Source organism: Pseudomonas sp. S1_E05 (genome assembly GCF_056337105.1).
Window position 1 is genome coordinate 577,639 of the sequence record NZ_JBFRHM010000001.1, and the last position, 20,148, is coordinate 597,786.

16 protein-coding genes and 1 pseudogene are annotated in these 20,148 nt (G+C 61.2%); 13 read left to right on the plus strand and 4 right to left on the minus strand.

Annotated elements, in window-relative coordinates; all coding sequences use genetic code 11:
* Positions 1-26: 26 nt before the first annotated feature.
* Genes AB4N33_RS02520 through mtnC form a run of 4 tightly spaced genes read left to right on the plus strand, consistent with a single transcriptional unit; the run spans position 27 to position 3,051 of the window.
* Positions 27-1,175: an MFS transporter gene (locus AB4N33_RS02520; protein ID WP_460122740.1), complete on the plus strand. Its 1,149-nt coding sequence runs from the start codon at positions 27-29 to the stop codon at positions 1,173-1,175.
* On the plus strand, positions 1,172-1,798 hold the full coding sequence (locus AB4N33_RS02525) for a methylthioribulose 1-phosphate dehydratase (protein WP_460122742.1): 627 nt from the start codon (positions 1,172-1,174) through the stop codon (positions 1,796-1,798). The genes AB4N33_RS02520 and AB4N33_RS02525 overlap by 4 nt, the downstream gene beginning before the upstream one ends.
* Positions 1,799-1,817: 19 nt before the next feature.
* Positions 1,818-2,363: a 1,2-dihydroxy-3-keto-5-methylthiopentene dioxygenase gene (locus AB4N33_RS02530; protein ID WP_460122744.1), complete on the plus strand. Its 546-nt coding sequence runs from the start codon at positions 1,818-1,820 to the stop codon at positions 2,361-2,363.
* Positions 2,364-2,367: 4 nt separating this feature from the next.
* Positions 2,368-3,051 carry an acireductone synthase gene (mtnC, locus tag AB4N33_RS02535; protein WP_476456339.1) on the plus strand — a complete coding sequence of 228 codons (684 nt, stop codon included), beginning with the start codon at positions 2,368-2,370 and terminating at the stop codon, positions 3,049-3,051.
* Between the two features lie 138 nt (positions 3,052-3,189).
* Here mtnC and AB4N33_RS02540 read toward each other — a convergent pair whose 3' ends face one another.
* Positions 3,190-3,468 (minus strand): DUF3509 domain-containing protein, encoded by a 279-nt coding sequence (locus AB4N33_RS02540; protein WP_192304269.1) that lies wholly within the window; start codon positions 3,466-3,468, stop codon positions 3,190-3,192.
* 107 nt (positions 3,469-3,575) lie between these two features.
* Positions 3,576-3,848, minus strand: a complete 273-nt coding sequence (locus AB4N33_RS02545; protein WP_476456340.1) for a hypothetical protein — start codon at positions 3,846-3,848, stop codon at positions 3,576-3,578.
* On the opposite strand from AB4N33_RS02545, the gene AB4N33_RS02550 reads away from it, so the two are divergent.
* The gene (locus AB4N33_RS02550) at positions 3,811-5,649 is read left to right on the plus strand and encodes a long-chain-acyl-CoA synthetase (RefSeq protein ID WP_476456341.1); all 1,839 of its coding nucleotides are present in this window, start codon (positions 3,811-3,813) and stop codon (positions 5,647-5,649) included. The two genes, AB4N33_RS02545 and AB4N33_RS02550, sit on opposite strands and share 38 nt — an antisense overlap.
* A 96-nt stretch (positions 5,650-5,745) precedes the next feature.
* Positions 5,746-6,264, plus strand: a complete 519-nt coding sequence (locus tag AB4N33_RS02555) for an ankyrin repeat domain-containing protein (RefSeq protein WP_460122750.1) — start codon at positions 5,746-5,748, stop codon at positions 6,262-6,264.
* A gap of 81 nt (positions 6,265-6,345) precedes the next feature.
* Here the strand turns inward: AB4N33_RS02555 and AB4N33_RS02560 are convergent.
* Together AB4N33_RS02560 and xthA are read right to left on the minus strand one after the other, a co-directional pair.
* Positions 6,346-7,676, minus strand: a pseudogene (locus AB4N33_RS02560) (substrate-binding domain-containing protein).
* Between the two features lie 206 nt (positions 7,677-7,882).
* Positions 7,883-8,695 carry an exodeoxyribonuclease III gene (gene xthA, locus AB4N33_RS02565; protein WP_460122756.1) on the minus strand — a complete coding sequence of 271 codons (813 nt, stop codon included), beginning with the start codon at positions 8,693-8,695 and terminating at the stop codon, positions 7,883-7,885.
* 301 nt (positions 8,696-8,996) lie between these two features.
* Here xthA and AB4N33_RS02570 point away from each other — a divergent pair, with 301 nt between their 5' ends.
* From AB4N33_RS02570 to AB4N33_RS02600, 7 genes are all read left to right on the plus strand, one after another.
* A complete protein-coding gene (locus AB4N33_RS02570) occupies positions 8,997-9,641 on the plus strand; it encodes a GNAT family N-acetyltransferase (protein WP_476456342.1) in 645 nt (214 codons plus the stop codon).
* A 66-nt stretch (positions 9,642-9,707) separates the two neighbouring features.
* Entirely contained in the window at positions 9,708-11,435 is a 1,728-nt protein-coding gene (locus tag AB4N33_RS02575) for an autotransporter assembly complex protein TamA (RefSeq protein ID WP_476456343.1), read from the plus strand.
* The gene (locus AB4N33_RS02580) at positions 11,432-15,100 is read left to right on the plus strand and encodes a translocation/assembly module TamB domain-containing protein (protein WP_476456344.1); all 3,669 of its coding nucleotides are present in this window, start codon (positions 11,432-11,434) and stop codon (positions 15,098-15,100) included. The genes AB4N33_RS02575 and AB4N33_RS02580 overlap by 4 nt, the downstream gene beginning before the upstream one ends.
* A gap of 235 nt (positions 15,101-15,335) precedes the next feature.
* Complete coding sequence (locus AB4N33_RS02585) at positions 15,336-15,809, plus strand: MarR family winged helix-turn-helix transcriptional regulator (protein WP_460122766.1); 474 nt, start codon at positions 15,336-15,338, stop codon at positions 15,807-15,809.
* Positions 15,806-17,293, plus strand: a complete 1,488-nt coding sequence (locus AB4N33_RS02590; protein ID WP_476456345.1) for an efflux transporter outer membrane subunit — start codon at positions 15,806-15,808, stop codon at positions 17,291-17,293. Before AB4N33_RS02585 ends, AB4N33_RS02590 begins: the two co-directional genes overlap by 4 nt.
* A gap of 15 nt (positions 17,294-17,308) precedes the next feature.
* Positions 17,309-18,505 carry an HlyD family secretion protein gene (locus tag AB4N33_RS02595; protein ID WP_460122772.1) on the plus strand — a complete coding sequence of 399 codons (1,197 nt, stop codon included), beginning with the start codon at positions 17,309-17,311 and terminating at the stop codon, positions 18,503-18,505.
* Positions 18,506-18,557: 52 nt separating this feature from the next.
* Positions 18,558-20,087, plus strand: a complete 1,530-nt coding sequence (locus AB4N33_RS02600) for a DHA2 family efflux MFS transporter permease subunit (RefSeq protein ID WP_476456346.1) — start codon at positions 18,558-18,560, stop codon at positions 20,085-20,087.
* Positions 20,088-20,148: the final 61 nt, after the last annotated feature.

Below are 20,148 nucleotides of genomic sequence, written 5' to 3' on the forward strand. Positions count from 1 at the left end.
CATGTTCTGAAAGTCGCCGCGGTCTGATGGCCGCGGCGCTCCCGTACTGGCGGCTCTCCAGTTTCTACCTGTTCTATTTCGCGTTGCTCGGTTCGACGGCGCCGTTTCTGGCGTTGTACTTCGATCACCTGGGATTCAGCGCTGCGCGCATCGGCGAGCTGGTCGCGATCCCGATGCTGATGCGTTGCGTCGCGCCGAATATCTGGGGCTGGCTGGGTGACTACACCGGGCGGCGACTGGCCATCGTCCGTTTCGGTGCGATCTGCACCTTGCTGACGTTCTCGCTGATCTTCGTCAGCAAGAGCTACGCCTGGCTGGCGATGGTCATGGCCTTGCACGCGTTCTTCTGGCACGCGGTGCTGCCGCAGTTCGAAGTCATCACCCTGGCGCATTTGAGAGGCCAGACCCAGCGCTACAGTCAGATTCGCCTGTGGGGCTCCATCGGCTTCATTATCACCGTGGTGGCATTGGGCCGACTGTTCGAATGGTTGAGCCTGGACATCTACCCGGCGGCGCTGGTGCTGATCATGGCCGGCATCGTGTTGAGCAGCTTGTGGGTGCCGAACGCCCAGCCGGTCCAGGGCGAGCGCCTGCCTGGCGACGGTTTTCTCAAGCAATTGCTCAGCCCCGGCGTATTGGCTTTCTACGCGTGCGTGGCGCTGATGCAGATGAGTCACGGCCCGTATTACACCTTCCTGACCCTGCACCTGGAGCACCTCGGTTACAGTCGGGGCTTGATCGGTATGCTCTGGGCGCTCGGTGTGGTCGCTGAAGTGCTGATGTTTTTGGCCATGAGCAAGATCCTTGCGCGGTTTTCCGTGCGCCGGGTGCTACTGGCCAGTTTCCTGCTGGCGGCGTTGCGCTGGCTGTTGCTGGGCTCGTTCGCCGAATTTGTCACAGTGCTGCTGTTTGCCCAGGTGCTGCACGCGGCGACCTTCGGCAGCTTTCATGCGGCTGCCATCCACTTTGTGCAACGTAGTTTCGGCGCGCGCCAGCAGGGGCAGGGGCAGGCGTTGTATGCCGCCCTGGCCGGCACTGGCGGCGCATTGGGTGCGTTGTATTCCGGCTACAGCTGGAATGCCCTCGGCGCTGCATGGACCTTTAGTATTGCCAGTCTCGCAGCCTTTGCTGCGGCCGTTATCATTGCCACACGTATGCAAGAGGACAGGCCATGAGCCTTACCCGTGAACACCTCGCCCAGGAAATCATTGACGCTGGGCGTTTCCTGTATGGCCGTGGCTGGTCGCCAGCCACCAGCAGCAATTATTCGACGCGTCTGTCGCCCACTCAAGCACTGTTGACCGTCTCCGGCAAGCACAAGGGCCAGTTGGGGCCGGACGATGTACTGGCCACCGATCTGGCCGGCAACAGTCTGGAAGCGGGCAAGAAACCGTCCGCCGAAACCTTGCTGCATACCCAGCTCTATAGTTGGCGCACGGAAATCGGCGCGGTGCTGCACACCCATTCGGTGAACGCCACGGTGCTGTCGCGTCTCACGCCCGAGGACTTCATCGAGTTCGAAGACTACGAGCTGCAAAAGGCCTTCAGCGGCGTCTCAACCCACGAATCCCGAGTGCGCGTGCCGATTTTCGACAACGATCAGGACATTGCACGCTTGGCCGCCAAGGTGCAGCCTTGGCTTGAAGCCCACCCTGATTGTGTCGGTTACCTCATCCGGGGTCACGGTCTCTACACCTGGGGCGCGCGCATGAGCGATGCCCTGCGGCAGATCGAGGCCTTTGAATTTTTGTTCGAGTGCGAGTTGAAAACCCGAGCGGTTTTAAACCGCCAAGCCTGAACCGTTAAGGAGTTGCCTGATGAGCAGCCTGTCCGTTTACCACGTCTCAAGCCCTGACATTCCGAACAAGGTGCTGACCCATTTCGAAGACATCGCCGCGACCCTTGCCGAGCAGGGCGTGCGTTTCGACCGCTGGCAAGCGGCGGCGAAGATCCAGCCGGGCGCGAGCCAGGAAGAAGTGATCGCCGCCTATAAGGAACAAATCGACAAGCTGATGACCGAGCGCGGTTATATCACCGTCGACGTGATCAGCCTCAACAGCGATCACCCGCAAAAAGCCGAGCTGCGTGCCAAGTTCCTCGACGAACACCGTCATGGCGAAGATGAAGTGCGATTTTTCGTTGCCGGGCGTGGCCTGTTCACCCTGCACTTGGGCGAATACGTGTACGCCGTGCTGTGTGAGAAGAACGACCTGATTTCGGTGCCGGCCGGCACGCCGCATTGGTTCGACATGGGCGAGCACCCGCACTTCGTTGCGATCCGTCTGTTCAATAACCCTGAAGGCTGGGTGGCCAATTTTACTGGCGATGACATCGCCAGTCGCTTCCCGCGCCTTGAGGACTGAGCCCATGACGATCAAGGCGATTCTTACCGACATCGAAGGCACCACCAGCGCGGTGAGTTTTGTCTTCGACGTGCTGTTTCCCTACGCCACCCGTCATCTGCCGGATTTCGTCCGCCAGCACGCTACACGTGCCGATGTCGCCGAACAACTGGATGCCGTGCGCCGCGACAGCGCCGAGCCGGACGCTGATGTCGAGCGTGTCATCGACATCCTGCTGGGCTGGATTGCCGAAGATCGCAAGGCCACGCCACTCAAGGCGTTGCAGGGCATGGTCTGGGAGCAGGGTTACCAGGCCGGGCAATTGAAAGGACACGTGTACCCGGACGCCGTTCAGGCGTTGCAGGATTGGCACCGCCAGCACTTGCAGTTGTACGTGTATTCATCGGGGTCGATCCAGGCGCAGAAGCTGATCTTCGGTTGTTCAGAGGCGGGAGACCTGTCCGCGCTGTTCAACGGCTATTTCGACACCACATCGGGGCCCAAGCGCGAAGCCCAGTCTTATCAGCGCATCGCTAACGCGATTGGCCTGCCCGCAGATGAAATTCTGTTTCTTTCGGACATCGTGCAGGAGCTGGACGCGGCGCAAGAGGCGGGGATGAAAACCTGCGGCCTGGCGCGGGAGGGCGGTGAGCTGACGGGGCATGTGACGGTGGAAAGTTTCGCGCATATCGAGCCTGAGGCGTTTTAACCCTCGGCCCCGACCCCCTGTAGGAGCGAGCATGCTCGCGATGGACTCCCACGAAAACGCCTGGCTGTCTGAATGCCCGCGTCGTCTGGTCGTCCATCGCGAGCATGCTCGCTCCTACAGGTTTATGCGCCGTTGCGATCAGGCCGAATGATACGTAGGCAACGCAAACCGCTGCTGGCTTTGCAGCATGGAAATCTGTGGCAGTTCGCTGGCCTGTTCGGCCAGGTCACGGCGGATGGCGCTGATTACCCAGGACAGTTGGTCACCGGCATGCAACTGCTGGTACGAGATCGAACGCTTGAACACGCGACCCTCGCTGCTGCGCAGGGTGAGCAGGATGCCGCCGTCCGGGCGAGGCTGGGTGGTGACTTCAAAGTTGGAGAACAGGGACGAAAATTTTTCTTGGATCAGGCTCATGTCTATCAGCTCCGTTGGCTTTGAATGGCAAGCATGTCCAAGGAGTTGCAGTGATTGTGCCAGCACCGTGTTTTTATAATTCCTTTATAAATCAATGATTTAAATTTCTACCGATTTTTTGACTTCGTGCAATCTGCATGAACAGCCATCGTGCATCCTGCATTTTGCGTGATGCGCGTCTTTTTTACGGAACCAAATCCATTGTCGATGTTCGCGTAAACGGCGGTGCGGTTGGCGGATACAAAACATTGCAAAAACAGCGTGTACAGCTCAAGAACCGCTGACGTATTTTCAGGCTCAATCACCGTTGCCCGACAATAAAAAGATCGAACGGGAGCCTGCATGCGCCGCACGACGAGCGACACGATCACCTGGGGCATGATGCTCCGCAAATTGCCTTCGATCGCCAAAGCCATCCCCCGGGTGGTGAAGGGCATGAAAGCGGCGAACGTCACGGACCCGAGCCAGGCGTGTGGGCTGGCCTGGACGTTCGAGCAGGCCACCCTGCGCAACCCCGATGGTCCGGCCTTGCTGCAAGGGGAGCTCGTGCTCAGCTATCGGCAGGTCAACCAGTGGGCCAATCGCATCGCTCATCACCTGATCGCCCAGGGCATCGGCAAGGGCGATGGGGTGGCGGTGTTCATCGAGAACCGGCCTGAATTGCTGGTGACCATTCTGGCGGTGGCCAAGGTCGGTGCGATCAGTGCCTTGCTCAACACCTCGCAAACCCGTGACGCCCTGGTTCACAGCCTCAATCTGGTGGCGCCCGTGGCAATCATTGTCGGCGAAGAGTTGGTGCCAGCGTTTGAAGCGGTTCGCGAGCGGGTGACCATTGCTGCACAACGCACCTGGTTTGTCGCCGATCAGGACACCTGGAGCCAACCGGGCATCGCGCCTGAGGGCTACATCAACCTGATGACGGCCACGCTTGAGGAGCCTGATGACAACCCCGCCAGCAGCCAGAAGATTTTTTTCGACGATCCCTGTTTCTATCTCTATACCTCGGGCACGACAGGGCTGCCCAAGGCTGGCGTGTTCAAGCATGGCCGCTGGATGCGCAGTTCCGCGAGTTTCGGCCTGATCGCACTGGACATGCGTCCCGATGACATCGTTTATTGCACCTTGCCGCTGTATCACGCCACCGGGTTGTGCGTGTGCTGGGGCTCAGCCGTCAGAGGCGCATCGGGCTTCGCCATCCGCCGCAAGTTCAGCGCCAGCCAGTTCTGGAGCGATGTCCGTGCCTACCGCGCGACAACGATTGGCTACGTGGGCGAATTATGCCGCTACCTCGTCGACCAGCCACCGAGTGCCGATGACGGGCGACATCACGTAACGAAGATGATCGGCAACGGCCTGCGCCCCGGCGCGTGGGAAGCGTTCAAGACGCGCTTTGCGATCAAGCACATCTGCGAGCTGTACGCCGCCAGCGATGGCAACATCGGTTTCACCAACGTGCTCAATTTCGACAACACCGTGGGGTTTTCCCTGATGGCCTGGGAGCTGGCCGCCTACGACCACGACACCGGCGCGCCGTTGCGTGACGCCAAGGGGTTCATGCGCAAAGTGGCCAAGGGCGAGCGCGGGCTGCTCCTGGCGAGGATTGATGACAAGGCGCCGCTGGACGGCTACACCGACCCGCAGAAGACCGAGAAAGTCGTGCTCCACGATGTGTTTGAGCAGGGCGACCGCTATTTCAACACCGGTGACCTGTTGCGCAACATCGGTTTTGGCCACGCCCAATTCGTCGATCGGCTGGGTGACACCTATCGCTGGAAGGGTGAGAACGTGTCGACGACCGAGGTCGAGAACATCCTGTTGCAGCACCCGAACATTTGCGAAGCGGTGGCCTACGGTGTGGAAGTGCGCAACACCAACGGGCGCGCCGGGATGGCCGCGATCACTCCCGCCGAATCGCTGGCGACCCTGGATTTCAGCGAGCTGCTGGCCTTCACCCGCGAGCGCATGCCAGCGTATGCGGTGCCGTTGTTCCTGCGGGTGAAAGTGAAAATGGAAACCACCGGCACCTTCAAATATCAGAAGACTCGGCTCAAGGATGAAGCCTTCGATCCAGGGCGCAGCGGTGATGACCCGATCTACGCATGGCTGCCGGGCACAGACACTTATGTGCAGGTGACGCCAGAGTTACTGGCGCAGATCGACGCTGGCCAGTATCGCTATTGAATGTCGCTATGGCGCGGCTTGAGAAAAAACAAGTGACAGGGCCCAGGCCGCTCGGGAAACTGTCGGCTTTGCGATTAACTGTGAGTGGAGTTCCCAATGTCCGATCAAGGCCGCCAGATGACACCCGAAGAAGCTGCCGAATTTGCCGAGCAGGTCTTCAACAAGGCGCGTGAGGGTGATGCCGCAATGATGGCTGCGCTGTTGAGCAAGGGCCTGCCGGCCAACCTGCGCAACCACAAGGGTGACACCTTGCTGATGTTGGCCGCGTACCATGGCCATGTAGAAACGGTGAAAGTGCTGCTCGAACACAAGGCCGATCCGGAAATCCGCAACGACAACGGCCAGAGCCCGATTGCCGGCGCCGCCTTCAAGGGTGACCTGGCGGTGGTCAAGGCGCTGGTAGACGGTGGTGCACAGGTAGAAGGTTCCTCGTTCGACGGTCGTACGGCGTTGATGATGGCAGCGATGTTCAACCGTGTGGAAATCGTCGATTACCTCATCAGCAAGGGTGCCGACCCGAAGGCCAAGGACGCCAATGGCGTGTCGGCACTGGACGCGGCGAAAACCATGGGGGCGACCGATACCACGGCGCAATTGCAGAAACTCTTGGGCTGATGTGAATCTGAGTCGATGTGCGAACCCTGTGGGAGCGGGCAAGCCCGCTCCCACAATTAATTTCGCCTACATTCGGACAGGTCAGTAAACCCAGACCTCAACCCGCCGATTCTTGATCCTTCCCTCATCGGCGCTGTTCGCCGCCACCGGCATCTCGGCGCCGAAGCCGCGTATCTCGCGAAACACCACGCCGTTTTTCACCAGTTCCCGACGCACCGCCATGGCCCGCAGTTTTGACAGCAGGTCGGCGCGGGCCGGATCGCTCTTGGCATCGCCAAACCCCACCAGCGTGACCAACCGATCGGTTTTGGCATTCTGACGCAGGTAGTCCAGTACCCGGCTCAGGTCCTGGCGGGCCTTGTTGTCCAGGCTTGCACTGCCTTCCTCAAAGCGAAAATTCACGCTCAAGCGCTGGGCGTGGCGGCTGATTGCCTGATAACCCTCGGACATCAGCGCATTCGGCGCCACGGCCATGGCTTGCACCGTTTGGGCAATGAAACCGTTGGCGGCGACGATGGCCTGGCCTTTGGCGCTTTGGGCGAAGGACACCAAGGCTTCGGCCCAAGGATTCTTGCCGTTGGGTGGCAGGTACAGAAACAGCCGACGGGACAGCGGATAATCTTCGGTGGCAATCAGGTTGTCGAGCGGCAGCATCGCCTGGGACGCGCCGTCGACAATCGCCACGGCTTTGGCCTGGCGCACGTAAGGCAGGCCGATGAAACCGATGCCCTGTGGATCGGCGCTGACCGCGTCGGACAATTGCTCGCTGGACTCGAAACGTTTGGCCGCGTTGCCCAGGGTTTTGCCACGCCCGCTCAGAACCAATTCCTTGAAGGTGTCATAGGTGCCCGACTGATCATCGCGCGCATACAGATGAATAGGCCCCCCGTGGCCGCCGAGCTCCTCCCAGGTTTTCGCTTCACCGCTGAAGATCCGGGCCAGTTGCTCGGTGTTGAGTTGAGTCAGCGAGTTTTGCGGATGAAGGATCATCGCCAGGCCATCGATGGCAATCACCTGCTCGGCTCCGGGCTCTTCAGGTCCCCGCGGGAGGCGAGGGCCAGCACTTCGCTGTCCTTGATCGGGCGAGATGAAGCGGCAAGGTCGGCGGTGGCGTTTTTCAGTGCGCTGAAGCCGGTGCTGGAACCGTGCGCGGCGATGTCCACCACGACCCGCTGCCCTTGGACGGTTTCACCCACCACCCGTAATTCATTGGCGGTGTCCGGTGTTTCGCTGTGCACCTTGAGCAGACCCTGCTCGTGCATAAGGCCCTCGACCAACGCCGGGCCCAGCGCCGCGCCGATGGTGTTGGAACCCTGGATACGCAGCACTGGGCCTTGTTGGGGTATCGGCAAGTCCGCCGCCTGCGCGGTCATGGCGCAGAGCATCCACAGGCAAAAAACGCGCAGCGACATGCCGGCACCTTGAAGAAAAGGAAAGAGCCGGGAGATTAAGTCAGTAATGTTTCGCGCAGATGACAGATGGGTCTACACGGCACCGCTTTCTGTAGGAGCGAGTTGACTCGCGATGGACTGCAGGCCACCGCTGGGAATCACGTAGCCTGCGTTATCGTTGACGACCATCGCGAGTGAACTCGCTCCTACAGGGGATGCTGTCGGGTTCAGGCCAACTCCAGCCAGATCGGCGCATGATCGGAGGGCTTTTCCATGCCGCGCAGTTCGTAATCCACGCCGGCATCCTTCACCCGCGGCAACAAACCGTGGGAGGCCATGATCAGGTCGATGCGCAGGCCACGCTTGGGCTCGTCCTCGAAACCGCGGCTGCGGTAGTCGAACCAACTGAAGCGATCGGCCACGTCCGGGTTCAGGTGGCGGAAGCTGTCGGTCAGGCCCCAGTTTTTCAGGCGTGCCATCCACTCGCGTTCTTCCGGCAGGAAGCTGCATTTACCGGTTTTCAGCCAGCGCTTCATGTTGTCCGGGCCGATGCCGATGTCGCAGTCTTCCGGCGAAATGTTCACGTCGCCCATCACCACCAACGGCTGGTCGTTGCTGAACTGGCTTTCCAGCAACTGCTGCAGATCGTTGTAGAAACGTTGCTTGGCCGGGAACTTGGTCGGGTGGTCGCGGCTTTCTCCCTGGGGGAAGTAACCGTTCATGATGGTCACCGGCACGCCATTGGCGTCGGCAAAGGTGCCCCAGATGAAGCGGCGTTGGGCGTCTTCTTCATCGGTGGCAAACCCCTTGTGCAGGGCCAGGGGGGCCTGGCGCGACAGCAAGGCAACGCCGTAGTGACCTTTTTGCCCGTGGAAGTGCACGTGATAGCCCAACGCCTGGACTTCCTCCAGCGGGAACTGGTCGTCATGGACCTTGGTTTCCTGCAGGCCGATCACATCGGGTTGATGTTTCTCGATCAGCGCCGCCAGCTGATGGGGGCGGGCGCGGAGCCCGTTGATGTTGAAGGAGACGATCTTCATGGTCGGCAGTCCTGGCAAAAGGGCGATGCTAGCTGACCTGTGGGATTGGAGCCAGTGCGGGGTGAGGGGATTCGGTGTGTTCTGTCAGACTTGGCCAGCAGCACGGGCCTCATCGCGGGCAAGCCCGCTCCTACAAGTTGGTCTATACCTTTGTGGGAGCGGCGGTGCGACGTTTCGACTTGCTCGCGATGGCGGCATAAGCAGCGATGCAGATTACGGATTAACACGGAACTGCATCACCACCCAAACGCTCGTACAAATAGAACACAGCCACCCAAACTGTGCCGGGGAGATCTACCGCATGCCTGAAACCTCAACCGCCGATATCCACATGCTCGACAGCGGCTATTCGCGCGAAGCCCGCTCGCTGCTGTACCAGGCCTACCGACACGAGCCGACCTTCGGCTACCTGTTCGAAGCCGAACGCCCGGGTTACGAGCGACGCGTGCGCGCCACCGTGCGCGAACTGGTCAAACAGCATTTTCTCCAGGATCTGCCGGCGATAGGCCTGCTGGTCAACGACCGCTTGATCGGCATCGCCCTGATCGCGCCTCCGCAACGTAGGCTAGGCATTACCGAAAGCTGGGCCTGGCGCCTGCGCATGGTGCTCAGTACCGGGTTCCGCTGCACACGCCGTTACCTCGAATACCACGACGCGGTGATGGCCTGCGTACCAACCGACTCGGTGCACCTGCTGCCTTTGCTGGGTATTCATCCGCAGTTCCAGGGCAAGCATTTCGGGGAGCAGTTGCTGCAGGCGGTGCACAACTGGTGTGCGGTGGATGAACATTCCCAGGGGGTGGTACTCGATACCGGCAACCCTCGCTACCTGGAGTTCTACAAGCGTCAGGGGTACGAGGAAATTGGCGAAGTGGCGGTAGGCCCCATCCGCGAACATGTGTTTTTCCACGCCAATCCGCAGGTGTTGCAAACCGCCTCGGCATAAACGGTAGAACTTTCGCGCCAAGCGAGGTTCTATCACGCTCCCAAGCTCGTGTTAGCATCCGCGCCTATGAAGTTTCCAGGAAGAATCACCAGCGCCGTGCTGATGCTGTTCACCAGTTGCGCGGCACTGGCGCAAAGTGAATTGGATGTGCGGATCAAACCGTCCAACGACGAGCTGAAAGCCAATATAGAGGGCTATATCGGCAGCCTCGGCGATCGTGACGAGGAGGCGTTGCTGCGCTTCAGTCGGGGCGCCGAAGAGCAGGCGCGCAAGGCCGCCCAGGCACTGGGTTATTACCAGCTGCAGATCGAGAGCGACGTTAAGGGTGGCAAGAACCCGCGCCTGATCCTCAATATCGAACCCGGCGAGCCGATTCATTTACGCACCGTCACGGTCCGTATCGATGGCCCGGCAGCCTCACTCAAGTCCTTTAAAGTCCCCAAGAGCGCGGCGCTGAAAACCGGCGCGGTCCTCAACCATGGGCATTACGAAGACGCCAAGCGGTTGATCCAGAATCAGGCGTCGCGTTACGGCTTTTTCAGTGGCCGTTTTACCCGGCAAACACTCGCCATCGACCCGCGTGCGGGCGTCGCCGATATCGAACTCGTATACGACAGCGGCCCGCGATATGCCTTGGGCAAAGTCAGTTTCGAAGGCGACACGCCGTTCGACGAAGACCTGTTGCAACGCATGGTGCCGTTCAAGGCGGGCGCGCCCTACGACTCCGAGCTGATCGCCGAACTGAACCGCAATCTGCAATCGAGTGGCTATTTTGAAGGCGTTCGGGTCGACGCTGCGCCGACTGCCTCCAAGGAAGACGTGATACCGGTCGACGTCAAACTCGAGACCCGCAAGCCGCGCACGATGGGGCTCGGTCTCGGCTACTCGACCGACGTCGGCCCCCGGGTCAAGGCCAACTGGACCCGGCACTGGGTCAATCCCCAGGGCCACAGCTATGGCTGGGAAACCGAAGTTTCCGCGCCCCGGCAGAACGTCGGGGTGTTCTACGACATTCCACTGGATCCGCCGCTGACCGACAAACTGCGCTTCGCCGGTGGTTATCAGAATGAGGAAATTGCCGACAATGACAGCCTCAGCAAATTGCTGACGGCAGGCCCGGAGTGGCACAGCAAATTGCCCAGCGGCTGGCAACGGGTGGTGTCACTGAAGTGGCAACGCGAAGAATATCGCCTGGGGGACGATTCCGGCCTCAGTACCTTGTTGATGCCCGGTGTCAGCTACTCGTATCTGAAAAGCGACAACCGCATCGATCCGCACAACGGCTATCGCCTGGCGTTCGACACCAAGGTCGCCAAAGAAGGGCTGGGGTCCGACAACAACCTGCTGTATGGCACTGCCCTGGTCAAGGGGCTGACCACGGTCTTCGACAAGCACCGTTTCCTTGGCCGCATGCAGGTCGGCGGCAGTGCCACCAACGGCTACAAGTCGATACCGCCGTCGCTGCGCTTCTTCGCCGGTGGCGATCAGAGCGTGCGTGGTTACGACTATCAAAGCCTGTCCCCGGAAAACTCCGAAGGCGATCGCATCGGTGGCCGTTATATGGTGGCGGCCAGCGTCGAGTATCAGTATTCCATTGCCGAAAAATGGCGGGTCGCGACCTTCATCGATCAGGGCAACTCCTTTAATAAATTTGAACTGCCCAACCTCAAGACCGGGGTCGGCATCGGTGTTCGCTGGGTTTCCCCCGTGGGGCCGATTCGCCTCGACCTGGCTCATGCGATGGATGATGACGGTGGCATTCGATTGCACTTTTCCATGGGGCCCGAGCTGTGAAGCGTGGTTTGAAAATAACGTTGCTGGCGATTCTGGCGCTGTTGATGCTGGTCCTGCTGGCGTTCACCACGGTGCTGGGCACGGCGCCGGGCAGCCGCTGGGTGCTTGGGTTAGTGCCGGGTTTGTCAGTGGAGAATTTCCAGGGCCGTTTGGGCGGGCAGTGGAGCGCCGATCACCTGGTGTGGCAGCAGGACACCAGCCGGGTTGAGCTGGACCAGGTGATTTTCGCGTGGTCACCCTCGTGCCTCACACGCATGACGCTGTGCATCGAACAGTTGAAGGCCGATCAGGTCCGCCTGCAATTTCCTCCTGGCGAGGAAGACAGCGGTAATGGGCCGATCAGCCTGCCGGACCTGAAACTGCCGCTGGCCCTGGAACTGGGCGAGGTGCAAGTCGGCCGCCTGCTGTTTAACGGCAGTGAAGAACTCAAGGGCCTGCAACTGGCGGCGCACTGGACCGCGCAGGGGATTCAGATCGATGCCGTGCAGTTGCAACGGGACGACATCAGCCTGAACCTGTCCGGCCTGCTGCAACCCACCGGTGACTGGCCGCTCCGGGCCTCAGGTCAATTGCGCCTGTCGACCCCGGCCCCCTGGACGCTGGACCTGAGCGTCAACGGCGACCTGCTGAAAACCCTCAAGCTCAATGCCGACAGCAGCGGTTACCTCGATGGGCAGTTGAGCGGCGAATTGCAGCCGCTGGTGGAAAACCTGCCGGCCAGCGTGCGCATTACCGCCGACGGCTTTAAGCCCGCCGCCGACCTGCCGGATACCCTGCAACTCAATCAGTTGGTACTGACCGGCGAGGGCGACCTGAAAAACGGCTATCAGTTGCGCGGCAACGCCACGCTGCCCGCCGAGCAGGGGCCCGTCGCGCTATCGCTGCAAGGCAAGGTTGACGCGAACGGTGCGCAAATCGCCGGGCTGGACCTGACGGCCAACGACAAGCAAAGCCTCAAGCTCACGGGCGTCGTCGATTGGAGCAAAGGCCTCGACGCCACGGCAAACATCGACTGGCAGGATTTTCCCTGGCACCGCCTCTATCCGTTGATCGACGAACCGGAGGTGGCGCTGCGACAATTCAACGGCGAAGTCTCCTACACCGACGGCCAGTACCTGGGCAACTTCAAGGCGGCGCTGGATGGCCCGGCGGGGGCGTTCAACGTGAGCAGCCCATTCGCCGGCGACCTGAGCCAAATCCATCTGCAACAGATCCAGCTCCAGGCGGGTCAGGGTAAGGCCGACGGCCACCTGAACCTGCAATTTGCCGATGGCATCGCCTGGGACACCGCGCTCGACTTGTCGGCCATCAACCCCGCGTATTGGGTCGCCGAGTTGCCAGGTGTCCTGGCCGGACCCTTGCGCAGCAAAGGCGAACTGAAAAACGATAAGCTCAGCCTCAACGCCGACCTCGACCTCAAGGGAAAACTGCGCGGCCAACCGGCGATCATCCAGGCCAAGGCCGATGGCGGCGGCGAGCAATGGAACCTCAGCGCACTGCAAATCCGCCTCGGCGACAACAGCATCACTGGCAAGGGTAGCCTGCACCAGCAACTGGCTGGCCAGATCGATCTCAAATTGCCCCGTCTGGCCCAACTCTGGCCACAGCTGCGCGGGCAAATCAACGGTCGAGTGGATGTCGCCGGCACCCTCAACGCGCCACAGGGCAAACTCGGGCTGCAAGGTACGCAACTGGCGTTCCAGGACAATCGCCTGCAAAGCCTGAACCTGGACGCCACCCTCGACAATGCGCAGCGCGCGAAAATCGACCTCAAGGGTAGCGGCATCCAGGTCGGTGACACCGCGCTGGGCACGCTGACAGCCAGCGGCCAGGGCGATATCAAGAAGCAGCAATTAACCCTCGACCTGCAAGGCCCGCAATTGAAACTGGCGCTGGGCTTCGACGGCGCGCTGGACAAGGGCAACTGGCGCGGACGGCTGGCCAGCGGTGATATCCAGACAGGCGGCCAGGACTGGCGGCTGCAAGGGCCGGCCAGGCTCGAACGCCTGGCTGACGGAAAAATCAACTTCGGCGCCCATTGCTGGATGTCCGGTGCGGCCAGCCTTTGCGGCGAAGACCAGCGCCTGATGCCAGAACCCAAGCTGCGTTACCACCTCAAGCAATTCCCTATCGACAGCCTGGCGCAGTGGTTGCCCAAGGATTTTGCCTGGAAGGGGGTACTCAACGCCGATGTGCAACTGGACCTGCCGGCCAGCGGCCCGAACGGCGTGATCAGCCTCGATGCCGGAGGCGGCACCCTGCGCATCAAGGAAAAGGACCAGTGGCTGGACTTCCCCTATCAGACCCTGAAGCTCACCAGCAAACTCACGCCCAAGCGCATCGACAGCGAGTTGGTGTTCGTCGGCGCCAAGCTTGGCGAGTTGAACGTCCAGGCCCAGATCAATCCGCTGGCGAAGAACAAACCGCTCAACGGCTCCTTCCGTCTCAATGGTCTCGACTTGTCGGTGGCGCGGCCTTTCGTGCCGATGGTCGAGAAACTCAGCGGGCGACTCAATGGCAGCGGCAACATCGCCGGCACGCTGATGGCGCCGCTGGTCAACGGCAATCTGCTGCTCAGTGACGGTGAGGTCTCCGGTCCCGAATTGCCGATGGAACTGCAAGACTTGCGGGTGCAAGCCGTTATTGCCGGTGAAGCCCTGCAAGTGAATGGCGGATGGAAGAGCGGCAAGAGCGGGCAGGGCACCTTGACGGGCGACATCGCCTGGGGCCAGGCGCTGGTGGTGGACCTGGCGCTCAAGGGCACGCAGTTGCCGGTGACGGTCGAGCCCTACGCCAAGGTTGAAGTCGAACCGGACCTGAAAATCTCCATGAAGGGCGATGAGTTGGCAGTCGCTGGCAAGGTGCGAGTGCCCCGAGGCGCAATCACCGTGCGCGAGTTGCCGCCATCGACGGTCAAGCTCTCGGACGACGCAGTGATCATCGGCCAGCAGACTGAAGAGGGCAAACCACCGGTTGCCATGAAGATGGACATCGATGTGCAGGTCGGCGACGACAAGCTGAGCTTTGCGGGATTTGGCCTGACCGCCAATGTGCAAGGCCACGTGCACATCGGCGACAACCTCGACACCCGTGGCGAGCTGTGGCTCAACGACGGGCGTTACCGCGCCTATGGCCAGCGCCTGAGCGTGCGTCGGGCACGCCTGTTGTTTGCGGGGCCGATTGATCAGCCTTACCTGGATATCGAAGCGATTCGCCAGACTGACGACGTGATCGCCGGCATTCGCGTGAGCGGCAGCGCCGAACAGCCGACCACGCAGATTTTCTCCGAACCGGCGATGAGCCAGGAACAGGCCTTGTCTTACCTCGTGCTGGGGCGTCCGCTGAGCACCACCGGCGAAGACAACAACATGCTTGCGCAAGCCGCCCTGGGCCTGGGATTGATGGGCAGCTCCGGGGTCACCGGCAAGTTGGCCAGCGACCTGGGTATCGACGATTTCCAGCTCGACACCGAAGGCAGCGGCAATACCACCAGCGTGGTCGCCAGCGGCAACCTCTCGGAAAAACTCAGCCTGCGTTATGGCGTAGGCGTGTTCGAACCGGCCAACACCATTGCCCTGCGCTACAAGCTGAGCAAGAAGGTCTATCTGGAAGCGGCAGGTGGCGTGGCCAGTTCCCTGGACATCTTCTACAAACGGGATTTCTAGCGGCTGCTTTCTGTAGGCGCGGCAACCCTCGCGAAGATCGCCAGGGAGGACATGGGTTGCCCTGGATACCCGCGGTGTCTGGGCGAGCATCGCGAGCATGCTCGCTCCTACAGGGGGTTTGCATCACCTTCTGTCAATTAAATAAAAAGCTAGCTAACTAATGCTTGGACATTTGCTGCCTAAGCAGTAATATCGCGTCACACATTCACTGCCTAGGCAGCTAATTGGTGATCAGATGACTCATTTCACCCCGGACAATTTTCATAACTGCCACCTCGGTCTCTTGCTCGGACGCGCCGCGTTGCTCAAGGACCGGATCATCGACACACACATGGAACCCCACGGCATCACCGCCGCGCAGTTCAAGGTGTTGATCATCATGGCTCAGTTCGGTGTCGACACTCCGGCCGAGTTGTGCCGCCACCTGTCGCTCGACAGTGGTTCGATGACGCGCATGCTCGATCGCCTGGAGCAGAAAGGTTTCCTCGCCCGCCAACGCAGCGAAGCCGATCGCCGTCAGGTCCAGCTTGTGTTGACCGAAGACGGTCAGTCACTCGCTGGCCGCCTGCCGCAGATTGGCGCCCAGGCAATGAATGAGCTGGCGGGTGCGATCACGCCGCAAGAGCTGGTTACCCTGGAACAGATTCTGAAGAAAATCCTGGTGGCAGCCGGTGACTCGATCACGTTGCTGCGGGTAGGTGATAAATGAACGGCCAAACCATGCGGACCGGCCTGAGCCTGGTGCTGGCGGCCATGGTGCTGGCCGGGTGTGCCAGCTACAGCGGCCTGACGACCGAAGGCACAAGCCTGGATGCAAAAAAACTGCAGGCCGGTCAGTCACTCAGCGGCGTGACCCTTTCGCCCGCAGCCTGGCCGAAAAGTGATTGGTGGAAAAGCCTCGGCGACCCGCAACTCGACGGTCTGATCCGCGAGGCATTGCAGGACAGCCCCGACATGCAGATCGCCGACGCCCGGGCTCATCAGGCCAGCGCTGCTGCGTATGCCGCCGACGCCGCGCGCATGCCGACCCTCGATGCCAGCGCCGGTGTCAGCCGGTCGCGCCTGGCCCGTGATCAGGACCCAGCGGGGCAGGGCGGCGCCTATTCGACCGTGCGTAATGTGGGTGTCAGTTTCAATTACAACTTCGATCTTTGGGGAGGGCAGCGTGCTGCCTGGGAAGCTGCGCTGGGTCAGGCCCGCGCAGCCGAAGTCGATCAGCAGGCCGCGCAACTGACCCTGGCAGCCGATGTCGCCCGGGCCTACAGCGATCTGGGCCAAGCGCACATCGTGCATGACCTGGCGAGCGAAGACCTCAAGCGCACCCGGCAAATGCTCGACCTGAGCCAGCGCCGCCTGAGTGCCGGCATCGACAGCCAATACCAGTTCCAGCAGACCGAAAGCCTTGAAGCCTCTTCCCAGGCGAGTCTGATCGATGCGGAGAAACGCCTGCAAAGCGCAAAAATTGCGCTGGCGGTGTTGCTGGGCAAAGGCCCGGATCGCGCCAACAACATCGTGCGGCCACAGATTCTCAAGCCGGGTGCGGTTGCCTTGCCGTCGGTATTGCCGGCCGAGTTGCTCGGGCGTCGGCCGGACCTGGTGGCGGCGCGCTGGCGGGTCGAGGCGGCGAGCAAGAACATCGATGCGAGCAAGACGCGCTTTTATCCCAATTTGAACCTCAGCGCCGCCGCCGGTGCCGAATCCTTGTTGGGTGATGCAATGTTCGGTTCCGCCAGTCGTTTCTTCAACATCGCCCCGACGATCTCCGTGCCGATTTTCGATGGCGGTCGCCTTCGGGCCGACCTGGATTCGCGGGATGCCGATTACGACCTCGCGGTGGCGCAGTACAACAAAAGCCTGGTGAAAGCGCTCGGTGATATCAGCGACACCATCAATCAGTTGCGCGATATCGGCCGGCAGATCGGAGCCCAGGAGCATGCCACCGACATTGCCCAGGATTCCTACGACACCGTCGTCCAGCGTTACGGTTCCGGCATCGGCAACTACCTGGACGTGCTCAGCATCGAGCAGCAATTGCTCCAGGCCCAGCGTCAGTTGGCCAACCTGAATGCCGAACAGATCGACCTGTCGATCCAATTGATGCAGGCGCTGGGCGGCGGTTTTCAGGGCGAGAACCTGGCGGCGGTGAAACCCGCCGACGCAGCCGACACACAAACAGCCACGCAGACCCACTAATTCAAGGTAATTGTCATGGCCACTGCCAATACTCAAACCCCCGACGCCCCAGACAACGGCAACCCGCGCAAACGCAAGGTCATGCTGTTGGTGCTGGCCGTGGTGGTGATCCTCGCCGGTGTCGGCGTCTGGGGTTATCACGAATTTTATGGCCGCTGGACCGAAAGCACCGACGACGCCTATGTGAACGGCAACGTGGTGGAAATCACACCGTTGGTCACCGGCACCGTGGTCAGCATCGGCGCGGATGATGGCGATCTGGTCCACGAAGGCCAGGTGCTGGTCAATTTCGACCCTAACGACGCGCAAGTCGGCCTGCAAAGCGCCCAGGCCAAGCTGGCTCGCACCGTGCGCCAGGTGCGCGGCCTGTACAGCAACGTCGACGGCATGAAGGCCCAGGTCAACGCCCAGCAGGCGGAAGTGCAGAAGGCCCAGGACAACTACACCCGACGCAAGAATCTCGCGGCGGGCGGGGCAATTTCCCAGGAAGAGCTGTCCCATGCCCGCGACGACCTGACCTCGGCGCAAAACGCCCTGGCCAATGCCAAACAGCAATTGAAAACCACCAGTGCTCTGGTCGATGACACCGTCGTGTCGTCGCACCCGGATGTGATGGAAGCCGCCGCACAACTGCGTCAGGCCTACCTCACCAATGCGCGCAGCACCTTGATCGCGCCGGTCACCGGTTACGTAGCCAAGCGATCGGTACAACTGGGGCAGCGCGTACAGCCGGGCACCGCGCTGATGGCGGTGATCCCGCTGGATCAGCTGTGGATCGACGCCAACTTCAAGGAAACCCAGCTGCGTGACATGCGCATCGGGCAGCCCGTGGACATCGAGGCCGACCTGTATGGCAGTGACGTGAAGTACAGCGGCACCATCGACAGCCTTGGCGCTGGCACCGGTAGCGCGTTTGCCCTGCTGCCGGCGCAGAACGCCACCGGTAACTGGATCAAGATCGTCCAGCGGGTGCCGGTGCGGATTCACATCAATGCGCAAGAGCTGGCCAAGCACCCGTTGCGCGTGGGCCTGTCGACCCAGGTCGATGTCAACCTGCGAGACCAGAGCGGCCCGGTCCTGGCGCAACAGCCGCCACAAAAGGCGTCGTTCAGCACCACGGTCTACGACCGCCAGTTGGCCGAGGCGGACGCGATGATTACCCAGTTGATCCACGACAACAGCGCTGCCGCGAGCAAAACCGCGCAGCGCTGACCCCACAGGAAGGCGCGGCTGCGCCCCTCCTCATGTTTGCATAGGACTCGCGATGAGCAATAACGCGTCTTTCACGCCGCCCAGTCTGCTGCTCAGCACCATTGGCCTGTCGCTGGCGACCTTCATGCAAGTGCTCGACACCACCATCGCCAACGTGGCGTTGCCAACCATTTCCGGCAACCTTGGCGTGAGTTCGGAGCAGGGCACCTGGGTGATCACCTCGTTTGCCGTGAGCAACGCGATTGCCTTGCCGCTGACCGGGTGGCTGAGCCGGCGCTTTGGCGAGGTTAAGCTGTTTCTGTGGGCGACCATTCTGTTTGTGCTGGCGTCGTTCCTGTGCGGTGTTTCCACCTCGATGCCCGAACTGATCGGCTTTAGGGTGTTGCAAGGCCTGGTGGCCGGGCCCTTGTACCCGATGACCCAGACGCTGCTGATCGCGGTCTATCCGCCGGCCAGGCGCGGCATGGCCCTGGCGTTGCTGGCGATGGTCACGGTGGTTGCACCGATTGCCGGGCCGATCCTCGGGGGCTGGATCACCGACAGCTACAGTTGGCCGTGGATTTTCTTCATCAACGTGCCCATCGGGATGTTCGCGGTGATGGTGGTGCGTCAGCAGCTCAAGGCTCGTCCGGTGGAAACCAGCCGCCAGCCGATGGATTACGTCGGCTTGATCTCGCTGATCATCGGCGTAGGCGCGTTGCAGGTGATACTCGACAAGGGCAACGACCTGGACTGGTTCGAATCGAACTTCATCCTGATCGGCGCCGCCATTTCGGTGATCGCCCTGGCAGTCTTCGTGATCTGGGAAATGACCGACGAGCACCCGGTGGTCAATCTGCGTCTGTTCGCCTACCGCAACTTCCGCATCGGCACCCTGGTACTGGTGCTTGGGTATGCCGGGTTCTTCGGCATCAACCTGATCCTGCCGCAATGGTTGCAGACGCAGATGGGCTACACGGCGACCTGGGCCGGGCTTGCGGTGGCGCCCATCGGCATTCTGCCGGTGCTGATGTCACCGTTTGTCGGCAAGTACGCACACAAATTCGACCTGCGATTGCTGGCCGGGCTGGCGTTCCTGGCGATTGGCCTGAGCTGCTTCATGCGTGCCGGCTTCACGAACGAAGTGGACTTCCAGCACATCGCCCTGGTGCAGTTGTTCATGGGCATTGGCGTGGCGCTGTTCTTCATGCCGACCCTGAGCATCCTGATGTCCGATCTGCCACCGAGCCAGATCGCCGATGGCGCGGGCCTGGCGACGTTCCTGCGTACGTTGGGCGGCAGTTTCGCCGCGTCGCTGACCACCTGGATCTGGATTCGCCGCGCCGACCAGCACCATGCGTACCTGAGCGAAAGCATCACCACTTACGACCCGGCCACCCGAGATGCGTTGCAGAATCTTGGCGGAGCGGGCAGCCCGGCGTACGCGCAGCTCGATCATGTGCTGGGCAGCCAGGCGTACATGCTGTCCACGGTGGATTACTTCACGCTGCTGGGTTGGGCGTTCATGGCGTTGATCGTGATTGTCTGGCTGGCGAAACCGCCGTTTGCGGCGAAGGCGGGGCCTGCGGCGTCCGGCCATTAAGCCAACACACACGCCCCCTGTAGGAGCGAGCTTGCTCGCGATAGCGGTGTGTCAGCCAACA